This window comes from Achromobacter sp. 10T422 (assembly GCF_056394065.1).
Genome location: NZ_JBFTHD010000002.1, coordinates 726,582 through 746,796, shown reverse-complemented (window position 1 = coordinate 746,796; position 20,215 = coordinate 726,582). Strand labels below are relative to the sequence as shown.

The window sequence follows — 20,215 nt, the reverse complement described above, 5'->3', positions numbered from 1 at the left end:
GTCTGAGATTCCGCAAAGGGCGCACCACGGACCTTGTGTAACAATACTAGGTAGACCTGACCCTTCTGTCGCAGGACAACGAATACGTTATGAAATGGTTAATCCCCGGGATCTGGCTGGCCGCCATCCTGTTCGCCCACTTCCGAGGCCGAGTCAAACTGCCGCTGGGCCGGCAAATGTTGGACCACTCCGTACTGCTGGCCCCGATCAATGCCTTCATGGTGTTGACCTCGCGCGTGCCCTCTACGCCCTACCTGACAACGAGCGAAATCGCCGAACTCAAGGTGCTGGACGACAACTGGGAAACGATCCGCGAAGAAGCCGTGCAAATGGCCGAGCTGCGCCGCATCAAGGCGGCCGACTCCCACAACGACATCGGTTTCAATTCCTTCTTCAAGTACGGCTGGAAGCGCTTCTACCTGAAGTGGTATGACGCCCGCCACCCGTCGGCCGAAGAACTCTGCCCCAAGACCGTCGCCATTCTGAAGACGCTGCCCAAGGTCAAGGCCGCGATGTTCGCCGAGCTGCCCCCCGGCGGCCAGCTGAACCCGCACCGCGACCCGTTCGCGGGCTCATTGCGCTACCACCTGGGCTTGGTCACGCCGAACGACAACCGCTGCCACATCATCGTCGACGGCGAATCCTATAGCTGGCGCGATGGCGAAAGCGTGGTGTTCGACGAAACCTACGTGCACGAAGCCTACAACCACACCGACCAGAACCGCATCATCCTGTTCTGCGACGTGGAACGCCCGCTGAAGTGGCGCTGGGCCGAAGCCTTCAACCGCTGGTTCGGACGCGTCGTCATGTCGGCCGCCAGTTCGCCCAACGACGGCAACGACCAGACCGGCGCCATCAACAAGCTGACGCACGCGCATTACGTCATCGACCAGAAGCGCAAGGCCTTCAAGACCTGGAACCGCCATGTTTACAAAGCCACCAAGTTCGGCTTGATCGCGCTGGTCATCCTCGGCTTCATCGCGTTGTAAACCAGCAAACGGCGGCCTTCAGCCGGCCCCAAAAAGCGGCCCCCTACGCGGGGCCGCTTTCTTTTTGCCTGATCTCAAACCGGCTCGCGCTCCGGCAGCGTCAATAGGCCGGTGTGGTAGTCGTACCCGTAGATTTCGCCGTACCGGCCCCACTCCACCGCAATCTTCATGACCCGCTCGGCTTCGTCGGGCTTCAAGAATTCTTCCAGCGAATTCAGGAAGTCCTTTTCGGGCAAGGCGCCCGTAGGTTCTTGTTCCAGGCTGTGGCGAATGTGCGCGGCCAGCGGCACGTGCGCCAGCAACTGGCGCCCGAAGATGACCTGCTTCTGGTTTTGATCGGCCTGCACGTAGCGTTGGCCCAGCGGCGTCAGGAAGATGTCGCCCCGATCAATCTGCGCCAGGCCGAACAGGCCCAGCGCTTCGCAGGCGGGCAGCAAGTCGTCATCCGCAATCTCGGCTTCTTCGGCCAGCTTGGGCAAGTCGGCGCGGCCATTGAACGGCGCCTCCGCCAACACATCCAGCACACCCTCCATGCGGTCGACTTCCGTTTGCGGAAAGCGATAGCCCAGACCTTGCTGGCGCGGCGTGGGCACGCCATGCGCCGGACGCATCGTCATCAGCGCGTAGACCTCGTCGATCAGCGCGCGCACCTGCGGCGAATCAGCGTCCCGCGGACGCGGCAGGCCGATCATGATCTGGCTGCGTACCCGGCCTGGGTCGCTGTCGAACACGATGATGCGGTCGGCCATCATCACGGCTTCTTCGATGTTGTGCGACACGATCAGGATGCCCTTGGTCGAAATACGGCTTTCGTCCCAGAGCTCCAGCATGTCGTCACGCAGGGTTTCGCCGGTCAGCACGTCCAGCGCCGAGAACGCTTCGTCCATCAACAGCACGTCGGGGTTCATGACCAGCGCACGCGCGATGCCCACGCGCTGGCGCATGCCGCCCGACAGTTCGCGCGGCAAGGCGCCACCGAAACCGCCCAGGCCGATCAGGTCCAGCACGGCGTCAGCCCGCTTGGCGCGCTCGGCTGCTGGCACGCCCTGGGCTTCCAGCCCTAGCTCGACGTTCTGCTGCGCGGTCAGCCACGGGAACAAGGCGAACGACTGGAACACCATCGAAATGCCCGCGGCCGGCCCGTACACCGGCTGGCCGCGGTACGTGACCGTGCCTTGGTCGGCGTTGACCAGCCCGGCCATGATGCGCAGCAAGGTGGACTTGCCCGACCCGGACTTGCCCAGCAAGGCCACGATCTCGCCTTCCTTCAAGGTGAAATCCACGTGTTCGAGCACATGGCGCGCGGTGCCATCGGCAGCGCGGAAAGACTTGCCGACGTCGTGCAGTTCGATCAGGACGTTGGGATTCATAAGAACTCCTAGCGGCCGCGGTCTTCGGCCAGCAGATACAGCTTGCGCCAGAAAAATCGATTCAACAGCATCACGAAGACGCACATCACGCCAATGCCCAGCGCAATGCGGTGAAAGTCGCCCTGCTCGGTCATCTGCTTGATGTAGCTGCCCAGGCCGTCGGCAACCAGCGAGGTTTTGCCCCACGACACGTATTCGGCCACGATGCTGGCGTTCCACGACCCGCCGCTGGCGGTGATGGCGCCGGTGATGAAGCTGGGAAAAACGGCTGGCAGATAGACCCGGCGCCAGCGCAGCCACCCTTTCAACCCCAGGTTGTCGGCCGCCAGCCGCAATTCGTTGGGGATGGTGGACGCGCCGGCGACGACGTTAAAGAGGATGTACCACTGGGTGCCGAAGATGATCAGCGGGCTGAGCCAGATGTTGGGGTTCAACTGCCAGGCCACCATGACGTACACCACGGCCGGAAACAGCAGGTTGACCGGAAACGCGGCCAGAAACTGCGCCACCGCCTGGACGCGCTGCGAATATCGGGGACGCAACCCAATCCAGACGGCCACCGGCACCCAGACCAGCGACGCCAGCCCAATCAGCAGCATGACGCGCACAAGCGTAATGCCGCCCAGCCCCAGCACATGCAGCACTTCGCCCCAACCCACGTCTTCGTGGACAAACACCACGAGCTTGTAGGTCGCGAGCAAGGCGGCGGCCGCGAGCAAGGCATCCCACACGCGGGTCCAGCGCGGATCAGGCGCTTTGGCGCGGGCGCGGATGGAGGTGCCGTCGTAAGACACGCTGAACCAGCCCAGCGCGCGCCGCATGCCCGCCCAAAAGGCGTTCGACACGGCTTGCATCCAGCGGCTGCGCCGCGTCCAGTCCAATAGCCACGACTGCTGCGCGGCGTCGCCCTGCGATTCCTCGAACCGGAATTTGTCGGCCCAGGCCAGCAGCGGGCGGAAGAAGAGTTGGTCGTATAGCAGGATGCCCGCCATCATCGCGCCGATGGCCCAGGCAATGGCATGGCCGTCTTCGGCCTGGATGGCGACAGCGATGTACGACCCGATGCCGGGCAACTTGATGTCTTGCCCCGCCACCGAAATGGCTTCGGCCGCGACCAGGAAGAACCAGCCCCCCGACATCGACATCATCATGTTCCACAGCAGCCCCGGCGTGGCGTAGGGCAGCTCCAGGCGCCAGAACCGCTGCCATCCGGACAGCCGGAATATCCGCGCGGCTTCGTGCAGTTCAGCCGGTACCGTCCGCATGGATTGATACAGGCTGAACGCCATGTTCCAGGCTTGGGACGTAAAGATGGCGAAGATGGCGGCGCATTCAACACCCAGCAGATTGCCGGGAAACAACGCGATGAACGGCGCGATGGCGATGGCCTGGAATCCCAGGATGGGAACGGACTGCAAGATGTCCAGCATGGGAATCATCGCTTTCTCGGCCGTGCGGTACTTGGCGGCGATGGCGGCGAAGACAAAGCTGAACAACAGGGAGAAGCCCAGCGCGGTAAACATCCGGAGGATGGTGCGCAGGAGGTAATACGGAAGATAGACCGGGTCCAGCGAGATAGGCAGTTCTTCACCGAGGGCGAAGGGACGGCTCATCTGAGACGCCCCGTAAGCCATGACGGCCAGCACGCCCAACACCAGGGGTAAGAGCGCCCAGTCCCAACGATTCGGGGTGGAACGGGAGCCGGGCTTCGAACGAGTCCGGGGGGTGAATAACTCGAACATGTTGGGGATGTTCCAGGGCGCGGTGAGAGGGGCCAGCGAATTGGAGCATAACGAGATGACGGGGGTCTGAATTGGGGGTTTGTGGTTTTTTGGGGGGAGTTTGAGGAGGTTTGGGGAGGCTTGTTGGGAGGCTTGTTGGGACGAGGAGGGTTCTTGTGACGCCCGTGGCGTCGGGGGCCTGGGGTGCGCGGGGCAACGATTGCGGTCCGGAGCCTTCGCTCCGGACTGCCCCGTAGTCATCCTCGTCCGCCTTCGGCTCCCTACGGATTCCCTCGGGCTTATCGACGCCCCGCGCACCCCAGGCCCCCGACACCCCGGGCTCCGGAAGTTGCAATCTGACGTCAGCGGGGGAGACCGGGGTTTTTAAGGTTCTCACCACGAGTTTTTGGGTGGTGGAAGATCTTGCGGGGCCCGCCCCCGGCCGGCCGCGCGGGCGGCCTTGGGGGGCTTACGCGTTTGTCTTGCGTCGTGATGGGTTGCGCTTCGCGTGTGGGGGCGGTGCTCGAGTTCTTTTTGATGGCGGGTGAAGCTTGGAGCATCTTGCGGGGTCGTCCCTGGTCGGCCGCGCGGGCGGCCTCGGGGACTTGGCGGTGTCTGGCGGCGTTGCGCTGCCGCTGCGCGCTTGCTGTGAATGCCCTTGTAGATTAGGAGTCTTGGATCAGGACTCAGACTGCATTTAATTTCGGTTTCAGACTGCACTTATCGGCAGGTAGAGCGAAAGCCCCATCTGGAAAATGCAGTCTGACACCAAAAATATCCATGTTCTTTTGCGCGGCTTGCCGCGCTGCACGCATCCTACGAATGATGGTCGGCACTTGAACCCTGGTGCGGTGGCGCGCGGCGGGTCTGCACGCGCAAGGCGGTGCCGGACGCGCGCCACCCCTTTTCCCCCCAAAAAAAACCGCGGGGAGGACCACTAGCAAACACCTCTACAAATTCGCGAAAGCGAACACCGTCCAATCGACCACCAACGCGTATGCCGAGTAAGGCCGCCCGCGCGSCCGCGACTCGGCGGGCACCGCAGCACTCGTCACTTAGGCACACCCTAGCAGCGCATCAGACCAAGACGGCGGCAGCCCGTCGGCGCGGTGGCCCTGACGGCGCGCAACCTCGATGCGCCCGAGGGAATCTGAAGGGAGCCGAAGGCGGACGAAGATGACGAAGGGGCAGTCCGGAGCGAAGGCTCCGGACCGCAATCGTGGGCGCGCGCMGTCAGGGCCACCGCGCCGACGGGCGACCTACGAACCCGATCCTCCGCAAACTCGAACCGCCCCCAGCCACCCAAAATCTCACCGCTTCAACGACTCCCAACTTTTCATCAACCGCTTCACCGACACCGGCATCGGCGTCCGCAGCTCCTGCGCAAACAACGCCACTCTCAGTTCCTCCAGCAGCCACCGAAACTCATCCAATCGAGGATCAGGCGCCCCCTTCAGTGCCGACCGAGCCCGTTGATACTGCGTCACCAGCGGCGCCATTTCGGCAACCAGCTTTGCGTCTCGACCCGGGTCTGCGCGCAGCTTGTCGATGCGCGCCACCGCTGCCTTCAGATACCGCGGATAGTGCGACAGCTGCGCATACGGCGTATCGCGGATGAACATCTTTGGCATCAACGCGCCAATCTGCTGCTGCAGATCCGCGTATGCCGAAGCGTGCGGCTTGGCTTGTGGCAGCTTGCGTTGCAGCGCTGCGTATTCAGTCAGCACCGCCCCAGCCAGCCTAGCCACCTCTTGCGCCAACAACCCCAGACGGCCCTTGCCTTCCGTGCGGCGGGCCTCGAACTGCTGCTCGTTCACCGGCCACGGTTCCGCCAGGCAGGCCTGCCCCAGCGCGCAATCGATGATCTGGTCGCGCAGTTCTTCCTGCGTGCCCAGCGTCATGTACAGCATGCTGATCTTGGTAAGGTCCGCCAGGTTCTTTTCCAGGAATTTCACCTGCTCGCGCAAGCCCAGCCGGAACAACTTCAACAAGCCCGCGCGATGGTGCTTGCGCGCCTCGTCCGGGTCGTCAAACACATCCAGATCGCAATGCGCGCCACGGTCCACCAGCGCCGGATAACCGATGACGGACTGGCCGCGCCGCTTGATCTCCATGATCTCGGGCAATGGCCCGAACGACCACGTCGTCAGGTTTTCATGCGCCAACGCCTGGGCGACTTGCGTATCGCTGGCCGCCAGTTGCTGGAACGTCGCCTGCGCCTGCTTGCCGAATTCCGCGCGCAGCTGCGCCAGATTTCGGCCTGCCGCCAGCATGCGGCCGTGCTCGTCGACCACGCGGAAGTTCATGAACAAGTGAGCCGGCAACGTCTCTAGCTTGAAGTCGCCCACGGCCGGGCGCACCTGCACCTGGTCCCACATATCCGCAATGATCGCGTCGACCAGACCTTGCTGCGGGTCCGCCTGCCGTTCAAACCAGCGGTCATAGAAACCGGCGGCGTAGTCGGGCAGCGGCACGCAATGGCGGCGCAGCTTTTGCGGCAGCGACTTCAGCAGCAGATGAACCTTTTCCTTCAGCATGCCCGGAACCAGCCACTCGCAGCGGGCCGGGTCAATCTGGTTCAACGCGAACAGCGGCACCGACAAGGTCACGCCGTCACGCGGCGAGCCCGGTTCGAAGTGGTAGTCCAACGCCATCGACACGCCCTGCCATTCCACCTTCTTGGGGAACACATCGGTCGTGACGCCGGCGGCTTCGTGGCGCATCAGCTCGTCGCGGGTCAGCATCAGCTTCGCTGCCGCCGCCTTGTCCAGGCTGGACACCCACTTTTCCAGCGACGTCGTCTGCGAGATATCGGCGGGCAGCTGGCGGTCGTAGAAGGCGAAGATCAGTTCGTCGTCCACCAGAATGTCGGGGCGGCGCGTCTGATGCTCAAGCTTTTCGATGCCGGCAATCAGCTTGCGGTTGTGCGCCACAAACGGCAGCCGCGTGTCGATCTCGCCCGGCACCAGCGCCTGACGAATAAAGAGTTCACGCGCCTGCGTCGGGTTGACCCGGCCGTAATGGATGCGACGGCCCGTGTAGATCGTCAGCCCATACAGCGTGGCGCGCTCATTGGCCACCACCTGCCCGGCCTTCTTTTCCCAACGCGGGTCTGACCAGTTTTTGCGGATCAGATGGGCGCCCACCTTTTCCAGCCACACCGGGTCGATCCGCGCCACGCAGCGCGCATACAGGCGCGTCGTTTCGACGAGTTCAGCCGCCATGATCCAGCGCCCGGCCTTCTTCACCAGGCGCGAGCCGGGGTGGATATGAAAGCGGATCTCGCGGGCGCCTTGGTAGTGGCCGCCCTCGTCGCTCTTGAAACCGATATTGCCCAGCAAGCCGGACAACAGCGCCAGATGCAATTGTTCGTACGTCGCTTCCGCCTGATTGACGCGCCAGCCCTGCTCGCCCACCAAGGCAGACAGTTGCGTGTGCACGTCGTGCCATTCACGCAAACGGATCGGCGACAAAAAATTCTGGCGCAGCAGATTCACGAGTTTGCGCTGCGACGCCTTGTGCTGCACCTGCTCGCCGTACCAGCGCCACAGTTTCAGGAAGGAAATGAACTCCGACTTGTCATCGGCGAACTTGGCGTGTGCGGCCTCGGCCGCTTCGCGCTCCTGCATGGGGCGGTCGCGCGCGTCCTGCACCGACAGCGCCGACGCAATGATCAGCATTTCCGACAGGCACTGGTGTTCGCGCGCGGCCAGAATCATGCGGCCGATGCGCGGGTCCACCGGCAGCTTGGCCAATTCGTGGCCGGTTTCGGTCAGCACGAAAGACGCGCCAGTGCGCGTGGTATCCGCGTCGTCGTCCGCCGCCGACGCCAGCTCAATCGCGCCCAGCTCTTGCAGCAAGTGGTAGCCGTCGGCCACGGCGCGCCCAGGCGGCGCTTCCACAAACGGGAACTGCTCGATGTCGTCCAGCTTCAGCGCCTTCATCCGCAGGATGACGGACGCCAGCGACGAACGCAGCACTTCGGGGTCGGTGAAGGCGGCGCGGTTATTGAAGTCCAGCTCGTCATAGAGCCGGATGCACAGACCTGGCCCCACCCGGCCGCAACGGCCGGCGCGCTGATTGGCCGACGCGCGGCTGATCGGTTCGATCCGCAGCTGTTCGACCTTGTTGCGCCAGGAATAACGCTTGATGCGCGCCAGGCCGCTATCGACCACGAAGCGGATGCCCGGCACCGTCAGCGACGTTTCCGCCACGTTGGTGGCCAGCACGATGCGCCGCGCGTTGGTACGCGGGTGAAAAATCTGCTCTTGCTCGGCCTGCGACAAGCGCGCATACAGCGGCAGCACCTCGGTGCCGGCGGGGTGGCGCTTGCGCAAGGCTTCGGCGGATTCGCGGATTTCGCGTTCGCCGGGCAGGAACACCAGCACGTCGCCCGGGCCATGGCGCGCGCACTCGTCCACCGCGTCGACGATGGCGTCGATCAGGTCGCGTTCCTCGTCGCCCGACATGCGCTCGCGGTCACGGTCGCGGCCCGGCTTGGCGGCGGGCGCGGTGTCGTCCTCGGCCATTTCCTCGCGCACGGGGCGGTAGCGGACCTCGACCGGGTACAGCCGGCCCGACACTTCGATCACCGGCGCGGGCTTGTCTTCGGACGCCGCAAAGTGCTTGGCGAAGCGCTCGGCGTCGATGGTGGCCGACGTGATGATCAGCTTCAGGTCCGGGCGGCGCGGCAGCAGCTGCTTCAGGTAGCCCAGCAGGAAATCGATGTTCAGGCTGCGTTCGTGCGCCTCGTCGATGATGATGGTGTCGTAGCGGCGCAAGAGCGGATCGCGCTGCGACTCGGCCAGCAGAATGCCGTCCGTCATCAGCTTGATCGACGCGTTCGGACCGGTGCGGTCGTTGAACCGCACCTGATAGCCCACCACTTCGCCCATCGGCGAGTTCAGTTCTTCGGCGATACGCTTGGCCACCGACGTCGCCGCCAGGCGGCGCGGCTGGGTATGGCCGATCATCTTCTGGCGGCCACGGCCCAGCTCCAGGCAGATCTTGGGCAGCTGCGTGGTCTTGCCCGAGCCGGTTTCCCCGCTGACGATCACGACCTGGTGGCCGGCGATGGCGCGCGCAATCTCCTGCCGCCGTGCGCTGACGGGCAGGTCTTCGGGGTAGGTCACCACGGGGATGGGGCGCTCGGGCCGGGGCGTGCCACGGGACTCGTTCCGGGGCGCTTTCTGGCCCCCGGATTGCGGCGCCGGCGTTCTGGGCGCCCGCGGGCTGGAGGATTCAGGCATGTAGGATTTATCCAATTAGCCCGACATTATAAATTTCTGGCGATTTCGCGCCTGGGCCATCCGGCCACTCGCAGCCCGTGCCCAAATGCCGCCGCTACAGCAGCTTGCCCGGGTTCATCAGCTGGTTGGGGTCCAGCGCCCGTTTGATCATCAGCATCAGATCCATTTCCACGGGCGACTTGTAGCGCCGCAGCTCGTCGCGGCGCAACTGCCCCACCCCGTGCTCCGCGCTGATGCTGCCCCCGCGCTGCGCCACCAGATCGTGAACGCGGCGGTTCAGCGCGGCCGTCAATCGGGCGTGTTCCGCGGGCGCGGTGTCCAGCGGCAACAGCACGTTGTAATGCAGATTGCCGTCGCCGATATGGCCAAAATTCACGATGGGCAGATGGGGAAACTCAGACATCAGCGCCAGGTCGGCCTCTTCCACAAAAGCCGCCAATCGCGAAATGGGTACGGCGATGTCGTGCTTGACGGCCTTGCCCGCCCGAACCTGCGCCTGCGAAATGCCTTCGCGCAATCGCCACATCGATTGCGCCTGCGTGTCGTTCGTGGCAATCACGCAACCCTGAATCACACCGGCTTCAAGCGCCGCGCCCAGCGCGGATTCCAGCATGGCCGGCAGGCCGGACGGCTCGGTGTCGGACAGTTCCAGCAACGCATAGTACGGATGGCGCTCGCTCAGCGGATTGACCGCGCCGCTGACATGGGCCACCACCAGGTCCAGACAACGCGCCGACATCATTTCGAACGCGGTCAGCCGGTCTCCACAGGCCGTCTGCAAACGTGTCAGCAGGCTGACCACCTGCTCGGGCGAGTCCGCCCCGACCCACGCGGTGGCCCGGCCGGCCGGCGCGGGAAACAGCTTCAGCATGGCGCCCGTGATGATGCCCAGCGTGCCTTCCGAGCCGATGAACAGGCTTTTCAGGTCGTAGCCGGTGTTGTCCTTGCGCAGCCCGCGCAGACCGTTCCAGACCCGGCCATCCGGCAACACCACTTCCAGGCCCAGAGTCAGATCGCGCGTATTGCCGTAACGCAGCACCGCCGTGCCGCCGGCATTCGTGGCCAGGTTGCCGCCGATGGTGCAGCTGCCTTCGGAACCCAGGCTCAGCGGAAATAGCCGCCCCACCCCGCGCGCGGCCTGCTGCACGTCGGCCAGCAGCACGCCGGCATCGGCGCAAAGCGTGTTGTTGACCGGGTCCACCTCGCGGATGCGCTTCATGCGATTCAGGCTCAGGATCACCTGCGCGCCGCTCGCGTCTGGCGTTGCGCCGCCGCTCATGCCCGTGTTGCCGCCCTGCGGCACCACCGGCGTACGGCTCTGGTGGCACAACCGCATCACCGCCGAGACCTCGGTGGCGTTGCGCGGACGCACCACCACGGGCGTGCCGCCTTGCCATTTACCCAGCCAATCCCGCACGTAAGGCGCCTGCCCTTCCGCATCCAGCACCAGCCCGCTATCGCCCACCAGATGCGATAAGCGTTCGATCAATTCCGGGTTGCGCATGGGGGCCTCAGGCGCCGTGCCAATTGAGCCGGATTCGGCCGATGGCCATGGCGGCGGCCGCCTGCGTCGGCTCGACCACGGGCACCCCCAGTTCGGCTTGCAGCCAGCCGCGGTAGTCGGCCATGCCGGCGCAGCCCAGCACCAGCACGTCGGCCAGGTGCTCGTCGCGCAGGCGGCGGCCCACTTGCAGCAGCCGTTCGCGGGTGCGGGCCACGTCGGACAATTCCACCACGGCCAGGTCCAACGGCAACTCGGCGGCCACGCGCCCCGACAGCCCGGCTGCGCCAAACAGCCGGCCGTGGCGCGGCAGCGACTGGCGCAGGATGGCGATCACGCCCACGCGCTGGCCCAGCGTCAGCGCGGTCAGCATGCCGCATTCGCTGATGCCCAAGACGGGTTTGGCCGTGACTTCGCGCACGGCGTGCAGGCCCGGGTCGCTGAAGCAGGCGATGACGTAGCCCGCCGCAGCCGCGCCATACTCGGCGTCCAGTTCGCGCACGCGCCGGGCCAGCGGCAAGGTCACGCTTTCCACATCCATCTGCGTCTGCACGCCGGCCGGGCCTTCGGCCAGCGTCAGGCATTGAATGCGGGGGCCGCCCGCCATCCGCAAGGGTTCAAGCGCCGCATCGAAGGCGTCCGTGACGGCCTGGGTGGAATTCGGGTTGATGACAAAAAGGGTCTGTTCCATCAGGGGCTTTTCCATCAGGGTCTGTGCCATCCGTCCTGGGCGAGCGACTGGGCAAGGGATTGGGCAAGGGATTGGTCAAAATACGGCGTCAGTCTAGCTGCGCCGCCGCATAAGCATCCAATGTCAATTTGTGCGCTGCCCTTAACCCTTTGTTATGCTTTTGCGACCCCACCCCAGCGTGTGCGCCATGCAACTGAACTTGCGACAAATCGAGGTATTCCGCGCGGTCATGACGACCGGCACAATCAGCGGAGCGGCCAAACTCTTGTTCGTTTCGCAGCCCGCCGTCAGCCGCCTCTTGTCGCACACCGAACAGCGATTGGGGTTTGCCCTGTTCGAGCGCATCAAGGGCAGGCTCTACCCCACGCCCGAATCGCGCCAGTTGTTCCGTGAGGTTGAAGCGGTGTATGCCGGCGTGCGGCGCGTGGGCGAGCTGGCCTCCGAACTGGCCGAACGCCGCAGCGGCATTTTGCATCTGGTGTCCAGCCCCAGCATCGGCCACATGCTGATTCCGATGTCCATCACGCGTTTTCGCGAAACGCATCCCGACGTGAAGATCACGTTCCAGCCGCTGACCCAGCAGCCCCTGACGCAGATGCTGCTGGATAACCGCGCAGAGCTGGGCGTAGTGATTTTGCCTGTCCAGCACCCCAACCTGCTCACGCAAGCCATTGGCCAGGCGCGCCTGGTCTGCATCTGCCCGTACAACCATCCGCTGGCGCACCGCTCGCTCTTGTCCATCGCCGATCTGCTGCCGTATCCGCTGATTTCGTACGGCGGCGACACGCCCTTTGGCATGCTGGTTGAACAGATGTACCAAGAGGCCGGACACACCCGCCGGCTGGCGGTGGAAGTCAGCTCGCCGCAGAACGCGTGTTCGCTCGTGCAAGCCGGCGCCGGCATCGCCATCGTGGACGAATTTTCGGTCAAGAGCCGCACGCAGGGAGACTTCGTCGTGCGTCCAATCAACCAGGCAAAGATCCTGACGGCGAACCTGGTGCAATCGCGATTCGAACCCCTGTCTCAGCTGGCGCAAGCCTTCGTGGATGTCTTGCGGCACACGCTGCAAGAACAGGGTTTTGAGCTCTCGAATCCCGTCCAGGCAAACCCTGCCCAGGGTAAACCTTGACTTAACTGGGTGTTATACCCAGGCAATAAAAAAGCAAGTGGAGTTCTAAAACATCCGCATTAGGATGACATCCGAAACGCTGTTTTCGCTTTCGGTTTTCACGCATCCTGACGGAGAGATGATGGCTGACTCCATCGACGCCAAAGGCGTCTTCACCATTTGCCCCACGCCCTTTGACGACGCCCTGAAGGTGGATGCCGACAGCATCCGCACGCTGGTCGATTTCCTGTTGGAAACGGGCGTGACTGGCCTGGCCATCCTGGGATTCCTGGGCGAGCTGCACAAGCTGTCCAACGCAGAGCGCCGGCAGGTGCTGGAGACCTTCGTCAACCATACCGACGGCCGCGTGCCGGTGTGGGTAGGCGTGCGCGCCCACGGCATCGCAGGCGCCATCGAGCAGGCGCGGGAAGCCCAGGACATGGGCGCCGCCGCCGTCTTCGCCGCACCGCTGGACAACGCCAACGACGCGCTGCTGTTCGACTACTACAAGGCGGTTGCCGACGCCGTGAAGATTCCGGTCGTGATCCATGACTTTCCGGACTCCTTCGGCACCGAGATCCGCCCCGAAGTCGTGGCGCGGCTGGGCCGCGAAGGCGGCGTGCACATGATCAAGATGGAAGAGCCGCCCGTCGCGCAAAAGATCAGCCGCATCCGCGAACTGGTGCCTGACGAAGCCATGAAAATCTTCGGCGGCCTGGGCGGCGTGTACTTCCTGGAAGAGCTGCAACGGGGCGCCGTGGGCACGATGACGGGGTTTGCGTTTCCCGAAATCCTGGTGGCCATCTACGAGCGCTACGCACGCGGCGACAAGGCCGGCGCCGCCGCCATCTTCGACCGCTATTGCCCGCTGATCCGCTACGAATTCCAGCCCAAGATCGGCCTGGCGCTGCGCAAGTATGTGTACCAGCGCCGCGGCGCCATCAAGAGCTACGCCTTGCGCGCGCCCGGCATGCGCATCGACCCGGTTACCGCCGCTGAACTTGAAGCCACCGTTGCGCGTGTGGGCCTGTCGCTGGCCGCCACCGGCCGCCAAGCCGTTCAAGACTAAAGGGGTTCGACATGGATTTGGGAATCAAGGGCAAGCGTGCGCTGGTGTGCGCGTCCAGCAAAGGGTTGGGCCTGGCCTGCGCGTGGTCGCTGGCGCGCGAAGGCGCCGACGTGGTGATGGCCGCGCGCACCGCGGCCACGCTGGATGCGGCGGCCGACGCCATACGCAAGGATACGGGCGCGACCATCGTCACCGTGGCTGCCGACGTCACCACCGAAGCAGGACGGCAAGCGCTGCTGGCGGCCTGCCCCGAGCCCGACATTCTTGTCACCAATGCCGGCGGCCCCAAGCCGGGAGATTTTCGCGAATGGTCACGCGAGGACTGGATCGCGGCGCTGGACGCCAACATGCTGACGCCGATTGCGCTGATCCGCGCCACGGTAGACGGCATGATCGCGCGCCGGTTCGGCCGCATCGTCAACATCACGTCGGCCGCCGTGAAGATGCCCATCGACATTCTTGGCCTGTCCAACGGCGCCCGCGCCGGCCTGACGGGTTTTGTGGCGGGCCTGGCGCGCCAGACCGTGCGCCACAACGTCACCATCAACAACCTGCTGCCCGGCCCGTTCCTGACCGACCGGCTGCGCCAGACCGCCGAGCGCGCCGCGCGCGACGGCGGCAAAACCGTGGATGACGTGCTGGCGGCAAGACTGGCCACGGTGCCTGCCGGCCGCTACGGCGACCCGGCCGAATTCGGCGACGCCTGCGCATTCCTGTGCGGCGCCCGCGCCGGTTTCATGACCGGGCAGAACCTGGTGCTGGATGGCGGCATCTACCCCGGCACGCTCTGACTCCTTCTTACCCTTGCAGCCCCCCATGACCGACACCGCCCCCTTTGACCTGACCATCCGCAACGGCCGCATCAGCACGGCCACCGACACCTTCACCGCCGACATCGGCGTGCGCGATGGCGTGATCGCGGCGCTGGGCCAGGGCCTGGCGCCCGGCAAGCGGGACATCGACGCGGCCGGCCGCTGGGTGCTGCCCGGTGGCATCGACAGCCATTGCCACGTCGAACAGCTGTCCGGCATGGGCATCATGTGCGCCGACKACTTCTACAGCGCCACCGTGTCGGCCGCGTTCGGCGGCACCACCACCATCATTCCGTTCGCGGCCCAGCATCGCGGCAACCTCTTGCCCGACGTCGTTTCCGACTACGCCCGCCGCGCCGCCGAGAAGGCCGTCATCGACTACGGCTTTCACCTGATTCTGTCGGACCCGACCGAACAGGCGCTGCAACACGACCTGCCCGAACTGATCCGCAACGGCATCACCTCGTTCAAGGTCTTCATGACCTATGACCGCTTGAAGCTCGACGACTACCAGCTGCTGGACGTGCTGGAAGTGGCCGACCGCGAAGGCGCGCTGGTGATGGTGCATGCCGAGAACAACGACATGATCCGCTGGGTGGCGCGCCGCCTGGCCGAACGCGGCATGACCGCGCCCAAATACCATGCCGTGGCCCACACACCGCTGGCCGAAAGCGAAGCGACCAACCGCGCCGTGACCTTGGCGCGCATGATGGACGTGCCGATCCTGATCGTGCACGTGGCGGGCCAGGAAGCGGTGCGCGTGGTGCATTCGTCGCAGGCGCTGGGGCTGCCCATCCATGCTGAAAGCTGCCCGCAATATCTTTTCCTGACGGCACAAGACATCGACCAGCCCGGGCTGGAAGGCGCCAAGTTCTGCTGCAGCCCGCCGCCGCGCGATCTGGCATCGCAAGAGGCCGTATGGCAAGGGCTGATCAACGGCACGCTGCAACTGTATTCGTCGGACCACGCCCCCTACCGGTTCGACGCCAGCGGCAAGTTGCCCAAGGGGGAAGACACCACGTTCAAGGATGTGGCCAATGGCGTGCCCGGCCTGGAAGTGCGCATGCCGCTGCTGTTCTCCGAAGGCGTGCTGGGCGGCCGCCTGAGCATCGAACGCTTCGTCGCGCTGACCGCTACCAACCACGCCCGCACTTACGGCCTGTACCCGAAGAAAGGCACGATCGCGGTGGGCGCCGACGCCGACATCGCAATCTGGAACCCGGAACGCGAGGTCACGATCGGCACCGCCATGCTGCACGACAACGTGGGCTACACGCCCTACGAAGGCAAGACGGTGCGCGGCTGGCCGGAAGTGGTGATCAGCCGCGGGCGCATTGCCGTTGAAAACGGCGAACTGCAAGTGGCGCGCGGCAGCGGCCAGTTCATCAAGCGCGGCACGCCGGAACCTGTGCTGCGCCAGCGATTGAACGGCAACCCGGACGCGCTGGTGCGCAAGTACTTCAGCAGTGCCAGCCCCAGCGCCGCCCCTTCCAACACGTAACGCGCCCGCCAACTCCAACGAATAAGGAACCCCTGATGAGCAAACGTCCCTTTGGCCTGGCGGTCGCGCAGATGGGCCCGGTGCAGCCTGACGAAACCCGGCGCCAGGCCGTGGCCCGGCTGCTGGCCATGATGCGCGAGGCCCATGCGCGCGGCGCGAAGCTGGTGGTGTTTCCGGAGCTGGCGCTGACGACGTTCTTTCCGCGCTATTGGATGACCGAAGAAGAGGCCGTGGCCCGCTACTTCGAAAAGGAAATGCCGGGCCCCGATACCCGCATCCTGTTCGACACCGCGCGCGAGCTGGGTATTGGTTTTTATCTGGGCTATGCCGAAGTTGCATCCGACGGGCGCCGGTTCAATACCAGCATCCTGGTTGATACGAACGCGCGCATCGTCGGGCGCTATCGCAAGATTCATCTGCCGGGGCACAGCGACCACAAGCCGCAGGCGCCGTTCCAGCATCTGGAAAAGAAATTCTTTGAAGTCGGCAACGAAGGCTTCAACGTTTGGGAAACCCTGGGCACACGCATCGGCATGTGTCTGTGCAACGACCGCCGCTGGACGGAAGCCTGGCGCGTGCTGGCGCTGCAAGGCGCCGAGGTCGTGGCGCTGGGATACAACACGCCGTCATTGAATATCCACTGGAATGAACCGGTCCACTTGCGCATGTTCCACCACCTGCTCAGTTTGCAGGCCGCCGCGTATCAAAACGCGGTGTGGGTGGCGGCCGCAGGCAAGGCCGGCGTGGAAGACGGCAGCCACCTGATCGCCGGATCAGCCATCGTCGCGCCCACGGGCGAGATCGTGGCGCAGGCACAGGGGGAGGAGGATGAGGTGATTTTTTGCCAGGCTGACCTGGCATTGGGAGACACCTTCAAGCAGCACATCTTCAACTTCGCCGCCCATCGGCGCCCGGAACACTACGGCTTGATTCTTGAGCGCGTGGGAGCCGGGCCGGCGCTGGGCAAGACGCCTCTTCCCTAAAGGACCCGCCATGAACCGCAACTCCCGCATTTTCTCGTTCGCCAGCCGCTGTGGCCTGACCCTGCTGCTGGCCGGCGCTGGCCTGGCGCACGCCGCCCAACCGCTGACGACAGGCGTGGACGCCACCTTTGCGCCGCACGCCATGCCCAAGCTGGGCGGCGGCCTGGACGGCTTCAACATCGAACTGGGGCAGGCGCTGGCCAAGCAGCTGGGCACCACCATCACCATTGAAGGCACCGAGTACGCCGCGCTCATTCCGGGGCTGAACGCCAAGAAGTATGACTTCGTGCTGGCGCCCACCACGGCCACTGAGGAACGCGCCCGCGCGCTGCTGTTTTCCGAGGGCTACCTGAACACGGACTACACGTTCGTGATCGCCAAGTCCGGCAAGGACATCTCGGGGCTGGACGACCTGAAGGGCCGCAAGCTGGCGGTCAACAAGGGTTCGGCCTACGAGAACTGGGCGCGCGACAACGCCGCCAAATACGGCTTCAAGTACGACGTCTATGCGTCCAACGCCGACGCCGTGCAGGCGGTGCAGTCCGGCCGCGCCGACGCCAACCTGGCCGGCAATACGGTTGCAGCCTGGGCCGCCAAGCAGAACCCGGCCGTGCGCACCAGCTACACCATCAAGACGGGGCTGGTCTGGGCGCTGGCGTTCCGGCTGGACGACAAGGAAGGCCGCAACCGCGTGTCGTCCGCGCTGAAGTGCCTGAAGCAGGACGGCACGGTGTCCAAGCTTGCGCAGAAGTGGTTCGGCTTCACGCCCCCGGCAGGCGCGGCCGCGGTGACCGTCACCCCGGGCCAGGGCGTGCCGGACCTGCCCGGCTACGACGCCACGCCCGTCGAACTGCGTTGCAGCTGAGCCCGCGCCCGCCAACCAGGAGCCACACGATGGACACGCCTATCCTGAAAATCGCCGGGCTGCACAAGTCCTACGGCGACAACGCGGTGCTCAAGGGTATCGACCTGGAAGTCAAACGGGGCGAGCTGGTCTTCATGATCGGCCCGTCCGGCTCGGGGAAAAGCAGCCTCTTGCGCTGCTGCAACCGGCTGGAAGAGCCCACGGCCGGCAGCATCCATGTCGATGGCGATGAAATCACCGCGCCCGCCGCCCCGTTGAACCGCATCCGCCAGAACATCGGCATGGTGTTTCAGCACTTCAACCTGTACCGCCACATGTCGGTGCTGGGCAACATCACGCTGGCGTTGCGCAAGGTGCAGAAGCTGGCGCGGGCCGAGGCGGACCGGCGCGGCATGGAAGCGCTGGACCGCGTCGGCCTGGCCGACAAGGCGTCGTCGTTTCCGGATCAGCTGTCTGGCGGCCAGCAGCAGCGCGTGGGCATTGCGCGGTCGCTCGCGCTGCGGCCCAAGGTGGTGCTGTTTGACGAGCCCACCAGCGCGCTGGACCCTGAGCTGGTGGGCAGCGTGCTGAACGTCATGCGCGAATTGAAGAAAGACGGCATGACGATGATGGTGGTCAGCCACGAAATGGGATTCGCCAAAGCGGCGGCCGACCGCGTCGTGTTCATGGACGGCGGCGTGATTGTCGAGCAAGGCCCGCCGCAGGACGTCTTTGGCGCCCCCCGTCAACCCCGCACGCAGGCATTCCTTGCCCGCATGGCGGAACATGCCGCCTAGCGCGCAGCTGGTACGTATTCCATGGATCTGAAAGCCCTGCTGTTTTCTTTCTTCAACGCGGAAGTCGCCTGGCGGTATCTGCCGGACATCCTGTCCGGCATGTGGATAACGCTGCAACTGGGGGTGGCGGTGGCCGCCACCGGTGTCGCGCTGGGCCTGGTGCTGGCCGTGGTGCGCGCGCTGCGCATCCGGCCGCTGAACTTCCTGATCATCTGCTTTGCCGACATCCTGCGCGCCTTGCCGCCGCTGGTGGTCATCATGCTGCTGTTCTTTGCGTTCCCGTACATCAACCTGTCGATGTCGGCCTTCATGGCCTGCTGGCTGTCGCTGTCGCTCGTGCTGGCGGCGTTTGCCGAAGAGATCTTCTGGGCCGGCATTCTGTCGGTGCCGCGCGGCCAGGCCGAAGCCGCCCGCTCCACCGGCCTGAACTGGCTGCAAAGCATGGTGTATGTGGTGATGCCGCAAGCGATGCGGCTGACGGTGGCGCCGCTGACCAACCGGGTCATCGCCATCACCAAGAGCACGGCGCTGGGGTCGGTGGTGGGCTTGAGCGAAGTGCTCAACAACGCGCAGTCGGCCAGCAGCAACGCGGGCAATGCCACGCCGCTGACGCTGGCGGCCATCGCCTGCCTGCTGATCTTTCTGCCCGTGGTGATTCTGGGACGATGGACCGAAACCCGCTTCAAGTGGAAGCACTGAGGGACGCGCTGAGCGGCATGCCCAGGCTCGCACCAATAAGCACCATCACCCGCACACGCACACGCACACGCACACGCACACGTTAGACAACACAAGGTCGCGGGCCAGCATCAAACCGGCCACGCGCGCCAAGGGGAATGGCATGGATGAAATCCTGCAGAACTTTTTCAATCTGAATATCTACAAGAATGTCGCGCCCTACCTGCTGCAAGGCTTGGGGCGCACGCTGTTGCTGTCGGCGATGGTGATTCCGGTGGGGCTGGCCTCCGGCCTTTTGATCGGCGTGCTGTCGATCACGCTCAAGCGGCGCTGGGCGCGGGTGCTGCTGGCGGTTTACATCGATTTTTTCCGTGCGCTGCCGCCGCTGGTGCTGCTGATCTTCATCTACTTCGGCGCGCCGTTCCTGGGCCTGGACCTGCCCAAGCTGCTTGCGGTGGCCATCGGCTTCATGCTGAATAATTCTTCTTATTATGGCGAGGTGTTCCGAGCCGGCCTGGAGAGCGTGCCGCGCGGCCAGATCGAAGCGGCCCGATCCACCGGGCTGTCCAGCTGGCAAACGCTTTGGCATGTGCAGATTCCGCAAGCCACGCGCAATGTCATGCCCGATCTGATCAGCAACACGCTTGAAGTGGTCAAGCTGACCACGCTGGCCAGCGCCGTGGCGCTGCCCGAGCTGCTGCGGGTGGCGCGCGACGCCCAGTCGCTGGTCTACAACCCGTCGCCGATTGTGCTGGCCGCGCTGTTTTACCTGATCCYGCTGTGGCCGGTGGTGCGCCTGTTGAGCCGGCTGGAGCACCGGCATCTGCCGGGGCACTGAGACGGGACAGTAAGACTGGACACTAAGACGGGACACTAAGACCCGCCACTCAGACTCGTCACTC

The 20,215-nt window shown here is 64.8% G+C and carries 15 protein-coding genes; 10 read left to right on the top strand and 5 right to left on the bottom strand.

Translation table 11 applies throughout. The features are described 5' to 3' along the window. Positions 1–89: 89 nt before the first annotated feature. Positions 90–989: a lipid A hydroxylase LpxO gene (gene lpxO / locus AC1DB0_RS07545; protein WP_054428147.1), complete on the top strand. Its 900-nt coding sequence runs from the start codon at positions 90–92 to the stop codon at positions 987–989. Positions 990–1,063: 74 nt separating this feature from the next. Here lpxO and AC1DB0_RS07540 read toward each other — a convergent pair whose 3' ends face one another. From AC1DB0_RS07540 to AC1DB0_RS07520, 5 genes are all read right to left on the bottom strand, one after another. Next, complete coding sequence (locus AC1DB0_RS07540) at positions 1,064–2,359, bottom strand: ABC transporter ATP-binding protein (RefSeq protein WP_175172089.1); 1,296 nt, start codon at positions 2,357–2,359, stop codon at positions 1,064–1,066. An 8-nt stretch (positions 2,360–2,367) separates the two neighbouring features. Further along, entirely contained in the window at positions 2,368–4,101 is a 1,734-nt protein-coding gene (locus AC1DB0_RS07535; RefSeq protein ID WP_476758537.1) for an ABC transporter permease, read from the bottom strand. Between the two features lie 1,289 nt (positions 4,102–5,390). Next, complete coding sequence (hrpA, locus tag AC1DB0_RS07530) at positions 5,391–9,329, bottom strand: ATP-dependent RNA helicase HrpA (RefSeq protein ID WP_054428101.1); 3,939 nt, start codon at positions 9,327–9,329, stop codon at positions 5,391–5,393. A gap of 94 nt (positions 9,330–9,423) precedes the next feature. Continuing rightward, complete coding sequence (locus tag AC1DB0_RS07525) at positions 9,424–10,833, bottom strand: FAD-binding oxidoreductase (protein WP_175171982.1); 1,410 nt, start codon at positions 10,831–10,833, stop codon at positions 9,424–9,426. A gap of 7 nt (positions 10,834–10,840) precedes the next feature. Then, entirely contained in the window at positions 10,841–11,521 is a 681-nt protein-coding gene (locus AC1DB0_RS07520) for an aspartate/glutamate racemase family protein (RefSeq protein ID WP_156337068.1), read from the bottom strand. Positions 11,522–11,708: 187 nt separating this feature from the next. Between AC1DB0_RS07520 and AC1DB0_RS07515 the strand changes: the two genes are divergently transcribed. The 9 genes from AC1DB0_RS07515 to AC1DB0_RS07475 all read left to right on the top strand — a co-directional run bounded on the left by AC1DB0_RS07515 (position 11,709) and on the right by AC1DB0_RS07475 (position 20,151). Then, positions 11,709–12,650: a LysR family transcriptional regulator gene (locus AC1DB0_RS07515; RefSeq protein WP_054428104.1), complete on the top strand. Its 942-nt coding sequence runs from the start codon at positions 11,709–11,711 to the stop codon at positions 12,648–12,650. Positions 12,651–12,768: 118 nt separating this feature from the next. Continuing rightward, entirely contained in the window at positions 12,769–13,698 is a 930-nt protein-coding gene (locus AC1DB0_RS07510; RefSeq protein WP_476758636.1) for a dihydrodipicolinate synthase family protein, read from the top strand. 11 nt (positions 13,699–13,709) lie between these two features. After that, positions 13,710–14,489, top strand: a complete 780-nt coding sequence (locus tag AC1DB0_RS07505) for an SDR family oxidoreductase (RefSeq protein ID WP_054428105.1) — start codon at positions 13,710–13,712, stop codon at positions 14,487–14,489. 25 nt (positions 14,490–14,514) lie between these two features. Further along, on the top strand, positions 14,515–16,011 hold the full coding sequence (hydA, locus tag AC1DB0_RS07500) for a dihydropyrimidinase (protein ID WP_476758635.1): 1,497 nt from the start codon (positions 14,515–14,517) through the stop codon (positions 16,009–16,011). A gap of 35 nt (positions 16,012–16,046) precedes the next feature. Continuing rightward, positions 16,047–16,994, top strand: coding sequence for an N-carbamoyl-D-amino-acid hydrolase (locus AC1DB0_RS07495; RefSeq protein ID WP_054428107.1), 948 nt, complete (start codon positions 16,047–16,049; stop codon positions 16,992–16,994). Between the two features lie 10 nt (positions 16,995–17,004). Beyond that, positions 17,005–17,859 (top strand): transporter substrate-binding domain-containing protein, encoded by an 855-nt coding sequence (locus AC1DB0_RS07490; protein ID WP_054428108.1) that lies wholly within the window; start codon positions 17,005–17,007, stop codon positions 17,857–17,859. Positions 17,860–17,888: 29 nt separating this feature from the next. Continuing rightward, positions 17,889–18,635 (top strand): amino acid ABC transporter ATP-binding protein, encoded by a 747-nt coding sequence (locus AC1DB0_RS07485; RefSeq protein ID WP_054428109.1) that lies wholly within the window; start codon positions 17,889–17,891, stop codon positions 18,633–18,635. A gap of 21 nt (positions 18,636–18,656) precedes the next feature. After that, entirely contained in the window at positions 18,657–19,334 is a 678-nt protein-coding gene (locus tag AC1DB0_RS07480) for an amino acid ABC transporter permease (RefSeq protein WP_233214170.1), read from the top strand. Between the two features lie 142 nt (positions 19,335–19,476). After that, on the top strand, positions 19,477–20,151 hold the full coding sequence (locus AC1DB0_RS07475; RefSeq protein ID WP_476758634.1) for an amino acid ABC transporter permease: 675 nt from the start codon (positions 19,477–19,479) through the stop codon (positions 20,149–20,151). The last annotated feature ends 64 nt before the right edge of the window (positions 20,152–20,215 follow it).